Here is a 16,352-nt window from a genome sequence, read left to right as displayed (position 1 = left end):
CGCGCTCATCGGGCCAGCAACGGAATCAGCTCGCCCACGTCACGAATCCGCAGGTCACCGTCGACCCCCTTGAGCGCGGCCACCACCGCCCCCGCGGCCCGGCCCGCGGCGACGCCCACCTCGGCGTCCTCCACGACCAGGCACCGCGCCGGCGCGACGCCCAGCAAAGAGGCCCCGCGGAGGTACCCCTCGGGGTCCGGCTTGCCGGCGCTGATGTCCTCGACCGTGACGAGCACCGGCGCGTCGATGCCGGCCGCGCCCAGCCGGGCCTTGGCCAGCCGGACATCCGCGCTCGTCACCACCGCCCACGGCAACCGCAGCCCGGCCAGCAGCGCCATCGCGCCGGGCGTCGGGACCACGTCCGACAGGTCGTCGTACTGCAGCTCCAGCTGGCGCGCCGCGGCGGCCGCGACCCCGGCGTCGTCGAGGTCGGGGCGGATGATCCGGACCGTACGCCCGGCCGGCGCGCCGTGCGCCACGGCCAGCACGGCGTCGATGTCGGCGCCGTACTCGCCGGCCCAGGTGGCCCAGGCCCGCTCCACGGCGGCGTCGGAGTCGACGAGGGTGCCGTCCATGTCGAAGAGCACCGCCTCGATACTGGTCAGGTCCACGCGCGTTCCTCGTTCCGAAAGCGGGGCGAATATTCTCGTACCACGAGGATAAGGCGGTGTCCCATGGTCATGGCAAGCTCCGCGCGGTTGCGAGCCGGTGCGGCCCGGTGGCACACCGCGGCCCAGGTGCTCGCCTGGGTGCGCCGCAACCCCGGCGGCACGCGCGCGGCGATGGTGAGCGAGCTGCAACTGGCCAGCGGCCTCGCGACCGAGATCACCGGGCGGCTGCGGTCCGGCCGCCTGCTCGACGAGGCACCCGCCCCGCGCGCCGGTCGCGGCCGCCCCACCACCGTGCTCACCGCGCATCCCGAGGGACCGGTGCTGCTCGCGCTCGACCTGCGCACCGAGGAGTGGCGCTCGGCGGTGGTCACCCTCGACGGCACGCTCGGCGAGGTGACCGCGACCCGCCACGCCTCGCGGTCGGCGCCGGCGGTGCTCGCGGCCATGCGCGAGCGGGTGGAGACCACCAGTCTCCGGTACGCCCACCGCCTGCGCGCCGTCTCGCTCGCCGTCTCCGGCACGGTGTACGCGGGCCGGCTCGTCCAGTCGGCCACGCTCGGCTGGCGTGACGTCGACCTCACCCCGGTCGCGGCCGGGCTGCCGCTGCTGCTCGGCAACGACGCCACCCTCGCCGGGGTGGCCGAGGCCCGCACCGGCGCGGCGATCGGCGCCCCGACGGCCCTGCACCTCATCGTCGCCGTGGGGCTCGGCGGCACGGTGATCGTCGACGGCCGCCCCGCGACGGGCTCGTACGGCGCCGCGGGTGAGTTCGGCCACCAGCCCTACGGCGATCGCACCCTCCGCTGCCCGTGCGGCGCCCGCGGCTGCTGGGACCTGGAGGTCGACGGCCGCGCCCTCGCCCGCCACCTGGGCCGGAACGAACCGGAAGACCCCGTCGCCTTCGCCCGCACGATCCTGACCGCGCAGAACCACCGGAGTGCCGTGGCCAAGGTCGCCGCCGCGCTGGGCGGAGGCATCGGCGCCCTCGTCAACGCCCACGACCCGGCGACCGTGACCCTGGGCGGGATCGGCCCGCTGGTGCGCGCCGCGGACCCGGTCGCGTTCCGGGAGGCGTACCTCGATGGGTTGATGGCCTTCCACCGCACCCACCCGCCGGAAGTGGTCGACGCCGCGCACGGCGACGACGGCCCCCTCCAAGGGGCAGCGGTCCTCGGCCTCGACGAACTGACCACCGAGACAGCCCTGGCCGAGTGGGCCGCCGAGCCCGACAAGGCCGGCGCCGACAAAGTTGAGAGCGCTCAGCTCCGGTAGTAGAGCGTGACCTCGTAGCCGCCGCGAACGATGTGCCAGCCCAGGTCGTCGACGTCCACGATGTTCGGGCGGCCGGCGAGCCAGGCCGCCGCCATCTCGAGCGCTTCGGCCGGCGTGGCGCCGGTGCAGGACATCCGGCGCACCTCGGTCTCGGCGCGGTCCGGGGCGTGGCGGGTCAGGGTCTGCGCGGGCAGGGTGGGCTCGGGGCCGGTGACCACCGCGGTCGGGCCGACCTGCCGGCCGTCGAGCACGCCCTGGACGAACCAGTCGTTGATCGTCTCGTCGTGCTCGACCGTCCAGCCCTCGATGGTCCCGGCATCGGCGGCGATGGCGTGCTTCGCGTTGTCCAGCGCGGCATCGAGGGTGGCGACCTCGAGCTCCTCGCCGTTGTACTCGACCCGATACGTCATGGCGCCCCCGATACCCGCCGACGCCAGGGAATAAGCCCCCGACGCCCGCCGACGCCAGGGAATGAGCCCCCGACGCCCGCCGACGCCAGGGAATAAGCCCCGACGCCCGCTGACGCAAGAGATCAAGCGGCAGCAGACCGCAGCGACCGCGTCATGTCGGCCCGGAGCGCGTCGAAGTCCACACCCCGCTCGGCCAGGATCTGCGACGCCAGCCCCTTCCCCTCGCGGAGCAGGCCCAGCATCATGTGCTCCGGCGCGATGTAGTTGTGCTTGAGCCGCAGCGCCTCGCGCAACGACAGCTCCAGCACCTTCTTGTTGCGCGCCGAGAAGGGGATGTGCCCCGGCGTGAAGAACTTGCGCATCCGCCCCTTGCGCTCCGGATGCGCCGCGCGCGGCAGGCGCAGCGACCCGGGCCCGAAGTTCTCCTCGATGGCCCGGCGCACGGCGTCCAGGTCGATGCCGATCGCCCGCAGCGCCTCCCGGTCCTCCGCCTCGGCGTCCTCGGGCGAAAGTGGCGCGGCGCCGGCTCCGGCACCGGTGCCCGTGCCCACCCGGCGGATGATCTCGGACCGGACGAAGACCGCGTTCACGCCCTGGCCGGTCAGGGCCGGGGCCGACTCGACGCCGGCCGCGGTGAGCAGCGCGAGCAGCAGATGCTCGGTGCCGATCGGCGACTGGCCCAGCTCCCGGGCCTCGACCTGCGCGCGGACGACGGCCGCGCGCGCCTCGTGGGTGAATCGCTCGAACATCTCTCAGCCCTCCCGGGGGTCCTGCGCCGGCACCGTCTTCGCATGCTTCTTGTGTACGCCCTGGCGCGTCACCTCGAGGGCGTCCGCGATCTCCTGCCAGGACCAGCCGTTGCGCCGGGCGTTCGCCACCTGGAGATGCTCCAGGCCCTCGAGGAGGCGGCGGAGCGCCACGACCGCGCGCAGGCCGATCCGGGGATCGGTGCTGCCCGCCGCCGCGGCGAGATCGGTCGCTTCGGTCATGCTGTCAACATAGGTTGACATGAGAGCGATGTCAACCCAAGTTGACGTGGACGGCATGAAAAAGGCCAGCCGAAGCTGGCCTCTCTCAAGAAAATGAAGAACTACTGACCGCGCCCGGTCTTCTGCTGCAGCTCGTCGATCAGCTGCGAAGCCTCGGCCTTGGTCGGCTCCTCCGGCACGTCCTCGTTCGCCTCGGACGCCAGCGTGTGCAGGTAGGACTGCTGCGCGCCGGTGGCCGGCTCGTCGCCGGTCGTCCAGTCCGACGGGTCCTTGATCGTGTTGGAGGTGTTATCGGTGTCCTGCCCGGTGGCCATGACGTCTCCCATCACATGCGAAGCAAAGGCGAAGCATTCTTTCGAACGGGTGTATCAGTACCCGCCGAAGGTCAGCTCCATGCCTGCCGTCGGGGAGATCTGCATGGTGAGCTCGATCGGGATCTGCGCCGGCGCCGCGATGGAGAAGGGCGCGCCCCACGGGTCGAGCAGCTCCGCATAGGTGCCGAAGCCGGTCTCGGAGACCCCGGTGACGACCGTGCCGCCGTAGGCCCGGCAATCCTCGAGGGTCTCGGTGCAGTCGGCGACCTGGAAGGCGGCCCGCCACCAGCTGCCGCCGCGGCTCGGGGCCAGCCCGGCCATGGCGTCGTGGGCGGTGGTGATCCACTCGCCGCGGGTGCCGTCGCTGCCGTATTCGTCGCGGAGCAGCCAGCCGAACGCCTGGCCGTAGAAGTTGGCCGCGGCCACGGCGTCGTCGGTGAGCAGCTCGGGGAAGGTCATGGTGCCCGGCTCGCCACCGACCTGGGCGCCGGTGAAGTCGCGCGGCTCCCAGATGCCGAGGACGGCGCCGGCCGGGTCGGCGATCAGTGCGGCCCGGCCGCCGCGGCCCTCGGCAGGCTCGGTGCACATGCGCCCGCCGGCCTCGGTGACGCGGATGATCGACGCTTCGAGGTTGTGCTCGGTCAGGTAGGTCAGCCAGCCCGCCGGCCGGTCGGCGCCGGCCCGGGTCAGCCCGGCCACCGCGCGGCCGTTGAGCTTGAAGCGGTCGCCGGCCGGCTCCCAGCCGAAGAGCCGGGCGTAGAACTCCGCCGCCCGCGCGGGATCCGCACTCGCCAGCTCGACCCAGCAGGGTGTCCCCGGCGCAAAGCCCCGTATCCGCATCGGCCACACCTTTCGTCGTCCATCGTGGAATTCCGGCTGGGGGAAGGTGGGGATCACTTTACAGCTATGAATACGCTCTGCCACTACCCGCGGGTTCAATGTCCTAAATAAACTACGGTTTCGCGGAGAAGCAATCACACTGAGTAATGTCGATTACTGAGCGTGTCGCTCTTCCGGGGTACGCGACCGATCGTTGTTTCGGTCCAGAAGCCGCATCACGGGCGTCACCGCGACGCCGTGCAACACCACGCTCACCAAGACGACAAACGCCACTGTCGCCCATACGACATCCACGTTCGGGAACTCGGCGTGCTCCATGGCGTACGCCAGGTAGTAGAAGGACCCGATCCCCCTGATGCCGAACGACGCGATGACCCAGTGCTCGGTCGTGCGACCCGGGGCACCGCGAAGCGACAGGAATCCTGACACCGGACGGATCACCAGGACAAGGGCCAAGCCGATCAACGCGGCCGGCCACGTGAGCGGGGCGAGCACACCGCTCACCACCGCGCCGCCGAGCAACAGCAGCAACAGGACGGTGAGCAGCCGCTCGATCTGCTCCGCGAAGTCGTGCAGTACCTGGTGGTACTCGTGCGAACGTTGCGCGGATCGGATACCGCGGGCGGCGATGAAGACCGCCAGGAAGCCGTAGCCGCCGGCCACCTCGACGATCCCGTACGCCAGGAAGGTCGCCGCCAGCGCCAGGAACCCCTCCGAGTGATGGGCCAGGCGCAGCTTGTGATTGCGGGGGCGGAAGAAGAGGCGCCCGAGCAGCCGCCCGATGACCAGCCCGCCCACGACCGCCACACCGACCTTGTAGCCGACGTCCTTCAGGGCCCAGTCCGTCCACGCGAAGCCGGCCGCGGCCAGCCCGATGGCCGCGTACACGAAGGGGAAGGCCAGCCCGTCGTTGAGCCCGGCCTCGGACGTCAGCGCGAAGCGCACCTCGTCCTCGGAGTCCTCCTTGTCGGTGGGCTCGCCGACCTGCACGTCCGCCGCGAGCACCGGGTCGGTCGGGGCGAGCGCCGCGCCGAGCAGCAGCGCCGCCGCCGGCACCAGCCCGGCCCACCACCAGCCGAGCAGCGCCACCGCCCCGATGGTCACCGGCATGGCGATGATCAGCAGCCGCCACGTCGACGTCCACCGCCCCTTGCCGAGCGGCCGGTCGATCTTGAGGCCGGCGCCCATGAGCGCCACGATCACGCAGACCTCGGTGAGGTGCTCGGTCAGCTTCGGATGGGCCAGGGGGTCCACGTCCGGCAGCCCCAGCGGTACGGCGAACACCACCATGCCCAGCGCCAGGAACACGATCGGCATCGACAACGGGCGACGCTCGAGCAGCCGGGGGAGGATCCCGGCCAGCAGGGCGCCCACTCCGAAGAGGGCGAAGAGAAGGTCAGACAGTTGCACGCGCCAGTTCTGCCCGGCGAACCGCGCGCTCATGCACGGTTGTTCACATCGACATGGGGTACGCCGGGGCCATGCATCCCCGCACAGCAATCGTCACGGGCAGCGAGTCGGGCATCGGCCGGGCCGTCGCCGTCGCGCTCGCCGAGGCCGGCTACGACATCGGCGTCACCCGGCACCGCGACGACGAGCACGCCGAGCAGACCGCCTACGAGGTACGCAACGCCGGCCGCAAGGCCGAGATCCGCGACCTCGACCTGACCCGCCTGCCCGGGGCGGCCGACGTCGTCGACCAGCTGACCGACGCCCTCGGCGGCGAGCTGGGCGTCCTCGTCAACTGCGCGGGCACCGGCATCGCGACGCCCGTCGTCGACACCGGCTGGGAGCAGTGGCGCGAGGTGCTCGCCGTGGACCTCGACGGCCCGTTCCTCTGCGCGCAGCGGGCCGCCCGCCGGATGATCGCCGCGGGCCGGGGCGGCCGGATCGTCAACATCACGAGCGTGCACGAGACGGCGCCGCGGGTGGGCGCCGGGGCCTATTGCGCGGCCAAGGGCGGCCTCGGCCTGCTCACCAAGGTCATGGCCCAGGAGCTGGGGGAGTACGGCATCACCGTCAACGCGGTCGCGCCGGGCGAGATCGCGACGCCGATGACCGGGCAGGAGGACGTCGACCCGCGCACCGAGTCGCGCCCCGGCGTGCCGCTCGGCCGCCCCGGCGACGCCCGGGAGATCGCCGCCGTGGTCGCCTTCCTGGCGAGTCCGGCGGCGTCCTATGTCACCGGCGCGTCCTGGCCGGTCGACGGCGGCATGCTGACGATGGGACCCCAGGCGGGGTCCCATCTGACGAGCGACGACTGGCGACGCGCTTAGAAGAGCTTCGCGATCGCCGAGTCGTCGAGGGCGGCGAGCAGCGCGGCCGGGTCGTCGTAGGTCGCCACCGCCCCCGCGTCGGTCAGCTCGGCCGCGCTGGTGCCGCCGCAGGTCAGGCCGATGCACGGGATGTTCAGCTTCGCGGCCGCCTGGACGTCCCACACGGCGTCGCCGACGAAGACCGCCTGAGCCGGGTCGACCCCGGACTGGTCGAGCGCCGCCTGCAGGATGTCCGGCGCCGGCTTGCTCTGCTCGGCGTCCGCGGACGAGGTGGCGGCGGCGATCACGTCGTCGGCGCCGATCACCGCGCGCAGCTTCTTCAGCTCGGGGGCCTGCGCCGAGGAGGCGAGCACCACGGCGAGCCCGTGATCGGCGACCGCGTGCAGCAGATCGGCCGCCCCGGGCAGCGGGCGCAGCCGCTCCCACCAGGCGCCGTAGAGGATCTCGTGCGCGGTGTTGAGCCGCTCGTCCTGGTCCTGGTCGCGCTCGTCGCCGAGCAGGTGGTCGAGCAGCTTGTCCGAGCCCATGCCGATCGCCCGGTGGATCTCGGCCATCGGCACGTCGTGGTCGTGCTGGCGCATCGCCTCCCACCACGCGACCGCGTGCAGGTAGGTGGTGTCCACCAGGGTTCCGTCGACGTCGAAGAGCACTCCACGGTTGGCTGCCATATGCAGTTGGTTACCTAGGGAATCAACATTTCAAACCAGACCGTGGACCCGCGCACCGAGGGATCGGTGCCCCACGTGTCGCTGAGCTCCTCGATCAGGCCCAGCCCGCGGCCCCGGCTGCTCAGCGTGTCGGTGCGGGCCCGGGTGACGCTGCCGCGCGTGCCCGTGTCCGCGACCGACACCAGCAGCCGCTCGGCGCTCAGGTCGATGTGCACCTGGGCCGGGGTGCCCGCGTGCAGGAGCGCGTTGGTCGTCAGCTCGCTCGTGCACAGGATCGCCGCGCCGATGACCGGCTCGGGCACCGCCCACTCGCGCAGCCGCGTCGTCATCCACTGGCGCACCCGGCTCGGCCCGGTCGGCTCGGCCGGCACCTGCATGGTCGCGGACCGGCTGAGCGCGACGGCGCGCTCGACCGCCAGGACCGCCACATCATCGTCCGTACGCCCCTCGACCGCGGCCGTGGCCAGCGAGCACAGGTTGCGCGGATCGCCGCCGGCCGCCGCCGCCGTGGCCGCGACCAGCGCGTCGAGCCCGTCGTCGAGCGGCTGCCCCCGGCGCTCGACGACGCCGTCGCTGAACATGAGGATCGTGTCGCCGGGCTCGAGCCGCACCGTGCCCGACCGCCAGACCCCGCCCAGCCCGAGCGGCGCCCCCGGCGGGACCGCCACCAGCTCCGCCGTCGCCCGGCGCCCCGCGCGGCGCAGCACGGGCGGCGGGTGCCCGGCGCTGGCCAGCGTGATCGTGCCGTCCGCGGGGTCTAGCACCCCGTAGACGACGGTCACGAAGATCTCCTCGTTGCGTGACTCGGCGCCCAGCGAGCCGACCAGCCTGTCCAGCCCGGCGAGCACGGTCGGCGGCGCCGGATCGGTCAGCGCGAGCGCGCGCAGGGCGGCCCGCACCTGGCCCATGACCGCGGCGGCGCGCACGTCGTGCCCCGCCACGTCGCCCAGCACCATCGCCAGCCGGCCGTCGGCCAGCTCGAACGCGTCGTAGAAGTCGCCGCCGGCCGCGTTGCCGTCGACGCCCACGTCGTAGCGGGCGGCGATGCGGAACCGGTCGAGCTCCGGCAGGTGCTCGGGGAGCATCGACTTCTGCAGCAGCATCGCGGTGCCGTGCTGCGCCTCGAAGCGCCGGGCGCGCTCGGCGGCCTGCGCGATGAGCTCGGCCGCCGCATAGAGCAGGGCGCGCTCGGCGGGCAGCCAGGCGTGGGCCGTGCGATAGCCCATGGTCACCGCGCCGCGCAGCGACGGCGTGCGCAGCGGCATCGCGGCCAGCGCGCGGATCCGCCGCTCGTGCCGGTCGGTCGCCACCTCGGCCAGCGGGGCGCCGTCGGCCTGGAAGGACGGCCGGCCACTGGTCGCCGCGGCCACCAGCGGCGAGCCGGCGACCGGCCCGATGCGCTTCCACAGGGGCGGCAGCCGCTCGTCGGCCTCGTCGATCATCTCGCCCCGGATCCGCCGGACAAAGCGGTACTCCTGGCCGTCGTCGACCGCGAACACACAATGATCAAGATCGAAGGACGTCATCGCGTACGCCAGCACGACGCGCGCCACGTCGTCGACCGTCAGCGCGGCGGCGAGCCGGGAGGTCAGCTCGCCCAGGGACTGCAGCCGCCGCGTGACCTGCGTGGTCTCCGCCGCCACGGTCAGCACGCCGAGCGGGGTGCCGTGCTGGTCGCGTACGAGGGAATGGCCTCTGGTGAACGACGCCTGCTCGACGTGACCGCCGCGCGGGACCGACACCTGGGCCTCCGCCTCGAGGAACGGCCGGCCGGTCCGCAGCACCTCCGCGATGATGTCGCCGAGACCGTGCCAGCCCTCGCCGAAGACCTCCGCCGCGGGGCAGCCGAGCGCGGCCGGGTGCTTCGCGCCGAGCATGTCCGCGAAGGCGTCGTTGTAGATCAGCACGAACCGCTCGCCGCAGACCAGCGACATGGGCACGGGCGACGCGAGGACCAGGTCGACGGTGGCGGCCAGGACCGGGTCCCACCGGTCGCGCTCGCCCAGGTCGGTGACGTGCCACGGGTGCGCGGCGACCAGCTCGGCGCAGCCACGTGTCGATGCCGGCGCGTCCCCCGGCTGCGTGGGCAGCGTGGTCATCGCGGAAGGGCTCCCCATGCCGGCCATGCCCTGAAGCGTAGCCCGACTGGGCCGTTCGGACGATGGGGGTACCGTACGGACGTCCGGACCCACCCGGTACGGGCGGCCGAATCCGCTGGTGTGCGTAGGTCCGGGCGCTCCTGCCCGGTGACTGTCGGATTTCCCGCTCTCGCCGTGATCATGCGAAATTCAGCAAAGCTCTCGCCCCGAGTCCGCAGGGATCAGCGATCGCCCCGAGTCCGCAGGGATCAGCGATCGCCCCGAGTCCGCGGGGATCGGCGAAGCTCTCGCCCTGAGTCCGCCGGGGATCAGCGAAGCTCTCGCCGCGAGTCGGCGGGGAAAAACCGGCGGGAAAAGAGAAGCGGGGCCGGCACTCCTGGTGAGGAGGGCCGGCCCCGGGCCTGTCAGGGGAGGGCGGCGGTCAGCGGGCGGCGGGCAGCGTGCGGGCGAGCGAGCAGACGGCCAGGAGCCGGTTCAGCACCCAGTCGTTGCCGGCCCAGTCGATGTCGCCGGCCGGCGGGCGCCAGCCGTGCTTGAAGGCGGCGTCCCGCACACCCTCGGCGTAGGCCGCCAGGATGATCGGGGTCAGCGGGCGGGCGTCGGTCGACAGGCTGTCGCGGATGCCCGCGGTGTGCTGGTCGACGGTGGCGAGCAGACCGGGGGACCGGTCGGCGGCCGCGAAGCCGGTGACGCCGACGGCGCTCATCAGCTCGTCGAGGCAGGCGTGGGCGGAACGCAGGGCAGCACGGGCGGCAGCGCCGCTGAACAGGCCATTCATGAGAACCAAAGGTAGGAACGGTCGGGAGTGCCTCGGGTCCCCTGATCGGTGCGGATCGGTTTCAGTGCCCGCGCCCGGGGAACTGCGTCGGTCATGACCACGCCGCCCGACGACGCGCACCGCCGGCCCGAGGGGCTGGACGACACCACGCTCGAGGCGCTGGGCAAGCTCAGCGAGAGCCTCGAGACCGTCGAGCGGGTCCGCGGGCATCTCTACTCGCTGCACCAGCTCGTGGGGAAGGCCGACCTGGGCCTCGACGAGGCGGTCGCGCTCTTCCGCAAGGCGGGGCACGGCGAGCTCGCCGAGCGGATCGAGCGCGAGCTGATCGGGCGCAACGTCGTGCCCGGCCGCTGGACCTTCCAGCTGGTCGAGGAGTTCGACGACGGCTACTGGTCCGACTTCCGCGCCGTCGAGAAGGCGGCGCGCGACGAACTGGCCGGGGGCCGGCGCCACCTCTTCGAGGCGGAGATGAAGGAACGCCGCCGCAGCCCGGGCGTGCCGGGCCACGAGTCCCGCCCCCGGGAGGACGCGACGACCTGACACCCGCCGGCCGGAGGTGCCCGGCGCGACGCGACAGCCTGACCGGGGCCCTGCCCGGCCGGGCCCGTCGGCATGCGCTCGGTCACACCGGTCAGCGCGCGCTCGATCGGTCCGTCGGCTCTCGCGAACGGCCGGCGACCCGGGGCTGGGTGGCGCGGAGAAAGCCGGCGACGGTGCCGGCGGAAACGGGGTTACTCGGCCTCGGCCTGCTGCGGGCGGCGGCGCTGGGCGTCGTCCGCCATGATCACCGTGGCCACCACGAGGGCGACGACGACGGCGAAGAGCCATGAGGCATCGTTGATCAGCGAGGCCGCGACGGGGGCCTGGAAAGCGGCGAGCAGAAAGCCCACCCAGGCGAGGCGGCGCTGCTTCTCGGAGAGGAAACCGGCAGATCGCATTCGGCCAGTCTTACCCGATGACGGCCCGTCGCCGTCACCCTTTCGGCCGATCTCGGGTTGTCCGATGGTGCCCACTGCGCAGCGTCGTCACCGCACCACTCGGGCCGGCATGGCCGTGTTTGTCCTGCTCGCGATGATGATGACGGCGAGTTGTAGCCTGTCGCCATTTGCGACTCGCGACAAGTCGCCCACGCGGGTCCCGCACTCCGGCGCGTCGTCTTCCGGTGACAGCGTGCATCTGGCAACCGGGCCGCTGCGGGGCCGGACGACGGGCGAGCTCACCGTCTCCGACGCCGCCTCGCGGGTCGTCGTGCGGCTCGTGAGCCTGCCGGACCAGCTCTACCGGGTGAGCACCCCGGCGGGCTCCGGGCTGGTGCCGCGGGTGACGGTCCGGGGCGGCAAGGTCCGCGTCCGGCTCGGGACGACCGGGGCCGACGGGCCCGACGTCGTCGAGGTGCTGCTCAACCGGTCGGTGCGCTGGGACCTGCGGCTGCCCGCGGGAGCCGGGGAGAAGCATCTCGACCTGGCCGCCGGGCGGCTCCGGCGGGTCACCCTCGGGTCCGCCGCCGGGCTGGTCAGCGTGCGGCTGCCGCGGCCGCGGGGGTCCGTACCCCTGGTGGTGGCCGGACCGGTCGGGGAGCTCAGCGTCGCCGCACCCGCCGGCACCGCGATCCGCCTGCGTCTGCGGGCCGGCGCCGGAGCGCTCAGCGTGCCCTGGTCCCGCCGGACGACCGCGGGACCGCGCACGGTGCTGACCAGCACCCGAGCCACCCGCCTCCGGGGCAACGCCGCCGGCGCCGGGGAGAACCGGTACGCCATCGATGTCCGGCCGGAGGCGGGTGCGGTGACCGTGGCGCTGCCGCGGACGCTCAGTGCGGGCCGGTGCGTCCCGTCGTGCTCGGGCGGAACTCGCGGTCCGGGTCGGTAGCGCCCGGGTCGGCGGCGTCACTGACTCGGCTGTCGTGCCCGAAGGCCTGCTCCTCGCCGGCGTCGTTGTCCGTCGGGTCGCCCTGACCGTCCAGGTCGTAGCTCGCCATGGCACTGCTCAGGTCGGCGGTCGAGAGCCGCTCCTCGTCGCGCCACTGGCCGGTTTCTTCGCGATCAGTCATGTCCCTCGCCTACCCCGAATCGCGCTCTCGCATGCGAAAGGCCGCCGGTTTCCCGGCGGCCCTCCCGATCAGTGCTCGCGGATCACGGCTGCGGCCGGTCCACCTGGCCCCGCCACGCGCCCGACTCGACGCCGCCGCGGCCCTCGATGTACTCCTTGAAGCGCTTCATGTCACCCTTGACCTGACGGTCGAGGAAGCCGAGCTTGTCGCCCGCCTGCTCGACCACGCCGTCCGGCTCGAAGTCCATCTGGCAGGTCACCCGGGTCTTGTTCTCGTCCAGCCGGTGGAAGGTCACCACGCCGGCCTGCTTGCTGCCCTCGACGCTGGTCCACGCGACCCGCTCGTCCGGCAGCTGCTCGGTGATCTTGGCGTCGAACTCGCGCTTGACGCCGTCGATGCTGGTCTTCCAGTGCGTCGTCGTGTCGTCGAGCTGGCGGATCTCGGTCACGCCACCCATGAAGTTCGGGAACTCCTCGAACTGGGTCCACTGGTTGTACGCCGTGCGCACGGGAACATCGACGTCGACGGACTCGGTCACGGTGCTCACGATGACTCACTCCTTGTCGGGTAGTTCAGTGCCTCACGATCAGAGTGGTTCCCGAGCGTTTTTCGGCTAAACAATCACTCCGCAGGTTCTGCCGGCGGGAGGGTCGGATCGTCGCCGGAGTCGCCCGCCTGCAGCCGGCGCCCCCGTTGCACCTCCGCGTTGATCTCCACGCCGAGCATCAGCGCCGAGTTGGCCAGATAGAGCCACACGAGGAAGGCGATGATCGCGCCCAGGCTGCCGTACGTCCGGTCGTAGGAGCTGAAGTTCGCCACGTAGAGCCCGAAGCCCGCGGACGCCACCGCCCAGGCCAGGAGCGCGACCGTGCCGCCGAGGGTGATCCAGCGGAAGCGCGGCTGCTTGACGTTCGGGGCGATCCAGAACAACAGCGAGAGCAACAACATCAGGATCAGCACGAGTACGGGCCACCGCCCGATCGACCACGCCGTCCGCGCCGTGTCCCCGGCGTTCACCAGGTCGCCCACCGCGTCGACGAGCGGCCCGCTGACCACCAGCCCGACGCCCACCAGCGCCATCAGCACCAGGGCGACCGCGCTCAGCAGCATCTGCAGCGGCCGCAGCTTCCAGAACGGCCGGCCCTCGGCGACGCCGTAGATCCGGTTGGACGCGCGCGTGAAGATGGCGACGTAGCCCGAGGCGGACCAGAGCGCCCCGAGCAGACCGACGCTGAGCAGCACCTTGGCCGAGCTGTCCTGGGCGATGATCGCGTTCAGCACCGAGGTGAAGGCCTCGTTGCCGACCACCGAACCCGCGCCGAGGTCGTCGAGCATGTCCAGCACCGACTGCACGGCCGTGGCGCCGTCCGTGACCAGGTTGACCAGGGCGACGATGACGATGACCGACGGGAAGACGGCCAGCACCGCCTGATAGGTCAGCGCCGCGGCCAGGTCGCCGCACTCGTCGTCGAGATAGCCCTTGACGCTGCGCCACACCGCCCCGCGCCAGGTCGACCAGTGCAGCTGACGCACTTTGGCCGGAAGGGCCGCGGTGGAGGCGGTCATCGGCAGGCTCCCATTCGTCACAGAGTGCGCATCGATCACTACCCGGCGGGGGTTTGCAGCAAACGGCGAGGGGTACCGTCGCCGGAGTGGAACGAGCGGACGCGATCGTCATCGGTGCCGGGCACAACGGGCTCGTCGCCGCGAATCTTCTGGCCGACGCGGGCTGGCGGGTGCAGGTCCTCGAGGCGACCCCGCAGCCGGGCGGCGCCGTCCGGTCCGGCTATGTCACGGCTCCCGGCTATCTGAGCGACCTGTTCAGCTCCTTCTACCCCCTGGGGTACGCGTCGCCGGTCCTCAAGGGCCTCGGCCTCGACGAGTTCGGGCTGCACTGGCGGCACGCCCCGGACGTGCTCACCCATCTCCTCCCGGACGGCCGCGCCGCCACGATCAACCGCGACCTCGAGACGACCATGGCGTCGATGGAGCAGTTCGCCCCGGGCGACGGCGAGCGCTGGAAGAACGCGTTCACCGACTGGTGCGAGGTGTCGGACAGCATCCTCGACGCCGTCCTGACGCCGTTCCCGCCCGTACGGACGGGGGTGGGGCTGGTCCGCAAGCTCGGCACGGGCGGCTCGCTGCGCCTGGCCCGGCGACTGCTGCTGTCCGTACGGGAGCTGGGGTCGGAGCTCTTCGACGGCGAGGGACCACAGCTCGCCCTGGCCGGCTGTGCCCTGCACACCGACCTGTCCCCGGAGGAGGCCGGCGGCGGCGTCTACGGCTGGCTGCTCGCCATGCTCGGCCAGCAGTACGGCTGGCCCGTCCCCGAGGGCGGCGCGTTCAAGATCACCGACGCCCTGGTCGCCCGGCTCGAGTCGCGCGGCGGCCGCATCGAGTACGACACCCCGGTCACCAAGATCCTCGTCGCCGCCGGTCGGGCCATGGGCGTCCGCAGCGCCGACGGCCGCAACTGGCGCGCCGACCGGGCCGTCCTCGCCGACGTCCCGGCCCCGGCCCTCTACCTCGACCTGGTCGGCGAGCGCTGGCTGCCGCCCCGGCTGACCGAGGACCTCGCCCACTTCCGCTGGGACGGCGCCACGGTCAAGGTCGACTGGGCCCTCTCCGGCAAGATCCCGTGGAAGACCCCGGCCGCGGCGACCGCCGGCACCGTGCACCTGGGGGCCGACATGAACGGGCTCACCCGCTACTCGGCCGAGCTCGCCACCGACCAGGTGCCCGAGCACCCGTTCCTCCTGCTGGGCCAGATGACGACCAGCGACCCGGCGCGCTCGCCCGCAGGCACCGAGTCGGTCTGGTCGTACACCCATCTCCCGCACCGCCAGGGCTGGCAAGCCGACGACATCGCCGCCCACGTCGACCGCATGGAACAGGTCCTCGAGGAGCACGCGCCCGGCTTCAAGCAGCTCGTCGTCGGCCGCAACGTCTACAGCCCGGCCGACATGCAGAAGGAGAACCCGTCCCTGGTCGGCGGCGCCCTCGGCGGCGGCACGGCGGCGGCCTTCCAGCAGCTCTTCCTGCGCCCGATCCCCAGCCTGGGCCGCGCCGACACCCCGATCGACCGCCTCTACATGGCCAGCTCGTCGGCCCACCCCGGCGGCGGCGTGCACGGCGCCCCCGGCGCCAATGCCGCCCGCGCGGCCCTGGCCCGGAACGGGTGGGTGACGGGGTCGCTCTACCGCGGCGTGGTCGGGGGCGCGCAGAAGCTGATCTACCGCTGACGCACGGTCCCGGCCTTTTCGTCCCATCGGCGCACGGCGTCCGCCGGGACGCTGCCGTCCCGCTGATGCGCTGTCCGCCGCCTCGCCTCCGCCGCCGCCCGTAACGCCGGCCAGAGGCGTAACCGCCGCCGGCTGTCGGCCGCGGCCAGGCAGTCGGCCAGCGCGGGCCGCTCGGCGGGCGGCACGAGGGTCACCACGATCAGCAGCGGCACGGCGGCGCTCAGCAACTCGATGAGCACGATGAACATCAGGACGGCAGCTACGAGGCCGATGACAGCGAGATCGCTCATGACGTCCCCTTCGTTGGGCGGCTCATGGCCGCGCGATGTGGCCCACCCCCTACTCTGCGTGATCCTGATTCAAGACCGCATGCATATTCTGATGGCGCGAATCCGCGCTCTGGCGCCGAGAAGGGCCACTTGGGTAGCGTTCGTATCGCCGTCGATGCCTTCACGCAGGGTTGCGGCTTCGAAGCTGATGAATCGCGTGAATCGGTCTCGCCCCGGCCGGGCCCGAGTGGCAGCCGCGGGTCCGGGGCGAGCCGCAGTCGCCGCCCTGGGCAGATGACTGCAATTTGCACATTTAAAATATTTGTGTGGACACGGTTGACACCTCCGATTTGATCACCATTGCGGCGCAATGCTCGTCGGGAAATTGCCCGACGATCTACCGGGACGGCGCGGACGTGCTGGTGCAGGGCTATGCCGTGGAGGCCGTCGCCGGGGCCGGCGCGCTGCCGGACGGCGAGCTGGTGGTCCGGATTCCGGCGGAGCTCGTGCGGGAGGCTGCTCGCCGGCTGGACTGAG

At 72.4% G+C, this 16,352-nt stretch carries 21 protein-coding genes and 1 pseudogene; 6 read left to right on the top strand and 16 right to left on the bottom strand.

The window, feature by feature from the left end; all coding sequences use genetic code 11:
- Positions 1–5: 5 nt before the first annotated feature.
- Complete coding sequence (locus RAN62_RS23225) at positions 6–611, bottom strand: HAD-IA family hydrolase (RefSeq protein WP_305786833.1); 606 nt, start codon at positions 609–611, stop codon at positions 6–8.
- A 69-nt stretch (positions 612–680) separates the two neighbouring features.
- Between RAN62_RS23225 and RAN62_RS23220 the strand changes: the two genes are divergently transcribed.
- Positions 681–1,883: an ROK family protein gene (locus tag RAN62_RS23220; protein WP_305786832.1), complete on the top strand. Its 1,203-nt coding sequence runs from the start codon at positions 681–683 to the stop codon at positions 1,881–1,883.
- Here RAN62_RS23220 and RAN62_RS23215 read toward each other — a convergent pair.
- From RAN62_RS23215 to RAN62_RS23190, 7 genes and pseudogenes are all read right to left on the bottom strand, one after another.
- Entirely contained in the window at positions 1,871–2,293 is a 423-nt protein-coding gene (locus RAN62_RS23215; RefSeq protein WP_305786831.1) for a hypothetical protein, read from the bottom strand. The genes RAN62_RS23220 and RAN62_RS23215 overlap by 13 nt on opposite strands.
- 122 nt (positions 2,294–2,415) lie before the next feature.
- Complete coding sequence (locus RAN62_RS41205) at positions 2,416–2,655, bottom strand: Clp protease N-terminal domain-containing protein (RefSeq protein ID WP_438874538.1); 240 nt, start codon at positions 2,653–2,655, stop codon at positions 2,416–2,418.
- Between the two features lie 153 nt (positions 2,656–2,808).
- Positions 2,809–3,042: pseudogene (locus RAN62_RS41200) on the bottom strand (Clp protease N-terminal domain-containing protein); the annotation flags it as partial.
- Between the two features lie 3 nt (positions 3,043–3,045).
- A complete protein-coding gene (locus RAN62_RS23205) occupies positions 3,046–3,282 on the bottom strand; it encodes a helix-turn-helix domain-containing protein (RefSeq protein WP_305786829.1) in 237 nt (78 codons plus the stop codon).
- Positions 3,283–3,383: 101 nt separating this feature from the next.
- A complete protein-coding gene (locus tag RAN62_RS23200) occupies positions 3,384–3,596 on the bottom strand; it encodes a DUF3072 domain-containing protein (RefSeq protein WP_305786828.1) in 213 nt (70 codons plus the stop codon).
- Between the two features lie 54 nt (positions 3,597–3,650).
- The gene (locus RAN62_RS23195) at positions 3,651–4,436 is read right to left on the bottom strand and encodes a VOC family protein (protein WP_305786827.1); all 786 of its coding nucleotides are present in this window, start codon (positions 4,434–4,436) and stop codon (positions 3,651–3,653) included.
- Between the two features lie 153 nt (positions 4,437–4,589).
- Positions 4,590–5,879 (bottom strand): cation:proton antiporter, encoded by a 1,290-nt coding sequence (locus RAN62_RS23190; protein WP_305786826.1) that lies wholly within the window; start codon positions 5,877–5,879, stop codon positions 4,590–4,592.
- 38 nt (positions 5,880–5,917) lie between these two features.
- Here RAN62_RS23190 and RAN62_RS23185 point away from each other — a divergent pair, with 38 nt between their 5' ends.
- Positions 5,918–6,712 (top strand): SDR family oxidoreductase, encoded by a 795-nt coding sequence (locus tag RAN62_RS23185; protein WP_305786825.1) that lies wholly within the window; start codon positions 5,918–5,920, stop codon positions 6,710–6,712.
- Here RAN62_RS23185 and RAN62_RS23180 read toward each other — a convergent pair.
- The 3 genes from RAN62_RS23180 to RAN62_RS23170 form a co-directional block, all read right to left on the bottom strand.
- A complete protein-coding gene (locus RAN62_RS23180; RefSeq protein WP_305786824.1) occupies positions 6,709–7,380 on the bottom strand; it encodes an HAD family hydrolase in 672 nt (223 codons plus the stop codon). The two genes, RAN62_RS23185 and RAN62_RS23180, sit on opposite strands and share 4 nt — an antisense overlap.
- A 14-nt stretch (positions 7,381–7,394) precedes the next feature.
- Positions 7,395–9,506, bottom strand: a complete 2,112-nt coding sequence (locus RAN62_RS23175; RefSeq protein ID WP_305786823.1) for an ATP-binding SpoIIE family protein phosphatase — start codon at positions 9,504–9,506, stop codon at positions 7,395–7,397.
- A gap of 394 nt (positions 9,507–9,900) precedes the next feature.
- Positions 9,901–10,257, bottom strand: coding sequence for a DUF6401 family natural product biosynthesis protein (locus tag RAN62_RS23170; protein WP_305786822.1), 357 nt, complete (start codon positions 10,255–10,257; stop codon positions 9,901–9,903).
- Between the two features lie 93 nt (positions 10,258–10,350).
- Between RAN62_RS23170 and RAN62_RS23165 the strand changes: the two genes are divergently transcribed.
- Positions 10,351–10,797 carry a hypothetical protein gene (locus RAN62_RS23165; RefSeq protein ID WP_305786821.1) on the top strand — a complete coding sequence of 149 codons (447 nt, stop codon included), beginning with the start codon at positions 10,351–10,353 and terminating at the stop codon, positions 10,795–10,797.
- 191 nt (positions 10,798–10,988) lie between these two features.
- On the opposite strand, the gene RAN62_RS23160 is transcribed toward RAN62_RS23165, so the two are convergent.
- A complete protein-coding gene (locus tag RAN62_RS23160; protein ID WP_305786820.1) occupies positions 10,989–11,195 on the bottom strand; it encodes a hypothetical protein in 207 nt (68 codons plus the stop codon).
- A gap of 232 nt (positions 11,196–11,427) precedes the next feature.
- On the opposite strand from RAN62_RS23160, the gene RAN62_RS23155 reads away from it, so the two are divergent.
- Complete coding sequence (locus RAN62_RS23155) at positions 11,428–12,123, top strand: toast rack family protein (protein ID WP_305786819.1); 696 nt, start codon at positions 11,428–11,430, stop codon at positions 12,121–12,123.
- On the opposite strand, the gene RAN62_RS23150 is transcribed toward RAN62_RS23155, so the two are convergent.
- The 3 genes from RAN62_RS23150 to RAN62_RS23140 all read right to left on the bottom strand — a co-directional run bounded on the left by RAN62_RS23150 (position 12,065) and on the right by RAN62_RS23140 (position 13,870).
- Positions 12,065–12,304 (bottom strand): hypothetical protein, encoded by a 240-nt coding sequence (locus RAN62_RS23150; protein WP_305786818.1) that lies wholly within the window; start codon positions 12,302–12,304, stop codon positions 12,065–12,067. The two genes, RAN62_RS23155 and RAN62_RS23150, sit on opposite strands and share 59 nt — an antisense overlap.
- Positions 12,305–12,386: 82 nt before the next feature.
- Positions 12,387–12,851: an SRPBCC family protein gene (locus tag RAN62_RS23145; RefSeq protein WP_305786817.1), complete on the bottom strand. Its 465-nt coding sequence runs from the start codon at positions 12,849–12,851 to the stop codon at positions 12,387–12,389.
- A gap of 74 nt (positions 12,852–12,925) precedes the next feature.
- Entirely contained in the window at positions 12,926–13,870 is a 945-nt protein-coding gene (locus RAN62_RS23140; protein WP_305786816.1) for a YihY/virulence factor BrkB family protein, read from the bottom strand.
- Between the two features lie 53 nt (positions 13,871–13,923).
- Between RAN62_RS23140 and RAN62_RS23135 the strand changes: the two genes are divergently transcribed.
- A complete protein-coding gene (locus RAN62_RS23135) occupies positions 13,924–15,546 on the top strand; it encodes a phytoene desaturase family protein (RefSeq protein WP_369077190.1) in 1,623 nt (540 codons plus the stop codon).
- Here the strand turns inward: RAN62_RS23135 and RAN62_RS23130 are convergent.
- Complete coding sequence (locus tag RAN62_RS23130; protein ID WP_305786814.1) at positions 15,537–15,836, bottom strand: hypothetical protein; 300 nt, start codon at positions 15,834–15,836, stop codon at positions 15,537–15,539. The genes RAN62_RS23135 and RAN62_RS23130 overlap by 10 nt on opposite strands.
- Before the next feature lie 305 nt (positions 15,837–16,141).
- On the opposite strand from RAN62_RS23130, the gene RAN62_RS23125 reads away from it, so the two are divergent.
- Positions 16,142–16,351 carry a hypothetical protein gene (locus tag RAN62_RS23125; RefSeq protein WP_305786813.1) on the top strand — a complete coding sequence of 70 codons (210 nt, stop codon included), beginning with the start codon at positions 16,142–16,144 and terminating at the stop codon, positions 16,349–16,351.
- Position 16,352: the final 1 nt, after the last annotated feature.

The organism is Symbioplanes lichenis, assembly GCF_030709675.1.
GTDB classification, from domain to species: Bacteria; Actinomycetota; Actinomycetes; order Mycobacteriales; family Micromonosporaceae; genus Actinoplanes; species Actinoplanes lichenis.
The sequence above is the reverse complement of the archived record's forward strand: the minus strand, read 5'-3'. Positions and strand labels throughout refer to the sequence as shown.

Coding starts and splice junctions, on each gene's coding strand:
- RAN62_RS23220 (WP_305786832.1), top strand. CDS start 681: ATGGCAAGCTCCGCGCGGTTGCGAGCCGGTGCGGCCCGGTGGCACACC.
- RAN62_RS23215 (WP_305786831.1), bottom strand. CDS start 2,293: ATGACGTATCGGGTCGAGTACAACGGCGAGGAGCTCGAGGTCGCCACC.
- RAN62_RS41205 (WP_438874538.1), bottom strand. CDS start 2,655: ATGCGCAAGTTCTTCACGCCGGGGCACATCCCCTTCTCGGCGCGCAAC.
- RAN62_RS23205 (WP_305786829.1), bottom strand. CDS start 3,282: ATGACCGAAGCGACCGATCTCGCCGCGGCGGCGGGCAGCACCGATCCC.
- RAN62_RS23200 (WP_305786828.1), bottom strand. CDS start 3,596: ATGGCCACCGGGCAGGACACCGATAACACCTCCAACACGATCAAGGAC.
- RAN62_RS23195 (WP_305786827.1), bottom strand. CDS start 4,436: ATGCGGATACGGGGCTTTGCGCCGGGGACACCCTGCTGGGTCGAGCTG.
- RAN62_RS23190 (WP_305786826.1), bottom strand. CDS start 5,879: ATGAGCGCGCGGTTCGCCGGGCAGAACTGGCGCGTGCAACTGTCTGAC.
- RAN62_RS23185 (WP_305786825.1), top strand. CDS start 5,918: ATGCATCCCCGCACAGCAATCGTCACGGGCAGCGAGTCGGGCATCGGC.
- RAN62_RS23180 (WP_305786824.1), bottom strand. CDS start 7,380: ATGGCAGCCAACCGTGGAGTGCTCTTCGACGTCGACGGAACCCTGGTG.
- RAN62_RS23175 (WP_305786823.1), bottom strand. CDS start 9,506: ATGGCCGGCATGGGGAGCCCTTCCGCGATGACCACGCTGCCCACGCAG.
- RAN62_RS23170 (WP_305786822.1), bottom strand. CDS start 10,257: ATGAATGGCCTGTTCAGCGGCGCTGCCGCCCGTGCTGCCCTGCGTTCC.
- RAN62_RS23165 (WP_305786821.1), top strand. CDS start 10,351: ATGACCACGCCGCCCGACGACGCGCACCGCCGGCCCGAGGGGCTGGAC.
- RAN62_RS23160 (WP_305786820.1), bottom strand. CDS start 11,195: ATGCGATCTGCCGGTTTCCTCTCCGAGAAGCAGCGCCGCCTCGCCTGG.
- RAN62_RS23150 (WP_305786818.1), bottom strand. CDS start 12,304: ATGACTGATCGCGAAGAAACCGGCCAGTGGCGCGACGAGGAGCGGCTC.
- RAN62_RS23140 (WP_305786816.1), bottom strand. CDS start 13,870: ATGACCGCCTCCACCGCGGCCCTTCCGGCCAAAGTGCGTCAGCTGCAC.
- RAN62_RS23130 (WP_305786814.1), bottom strand. CDS start 15,836: ATGAGCGATCTCGCTGTCATCGGCCTCGTAGCTGCCGTCCTGATGTTC.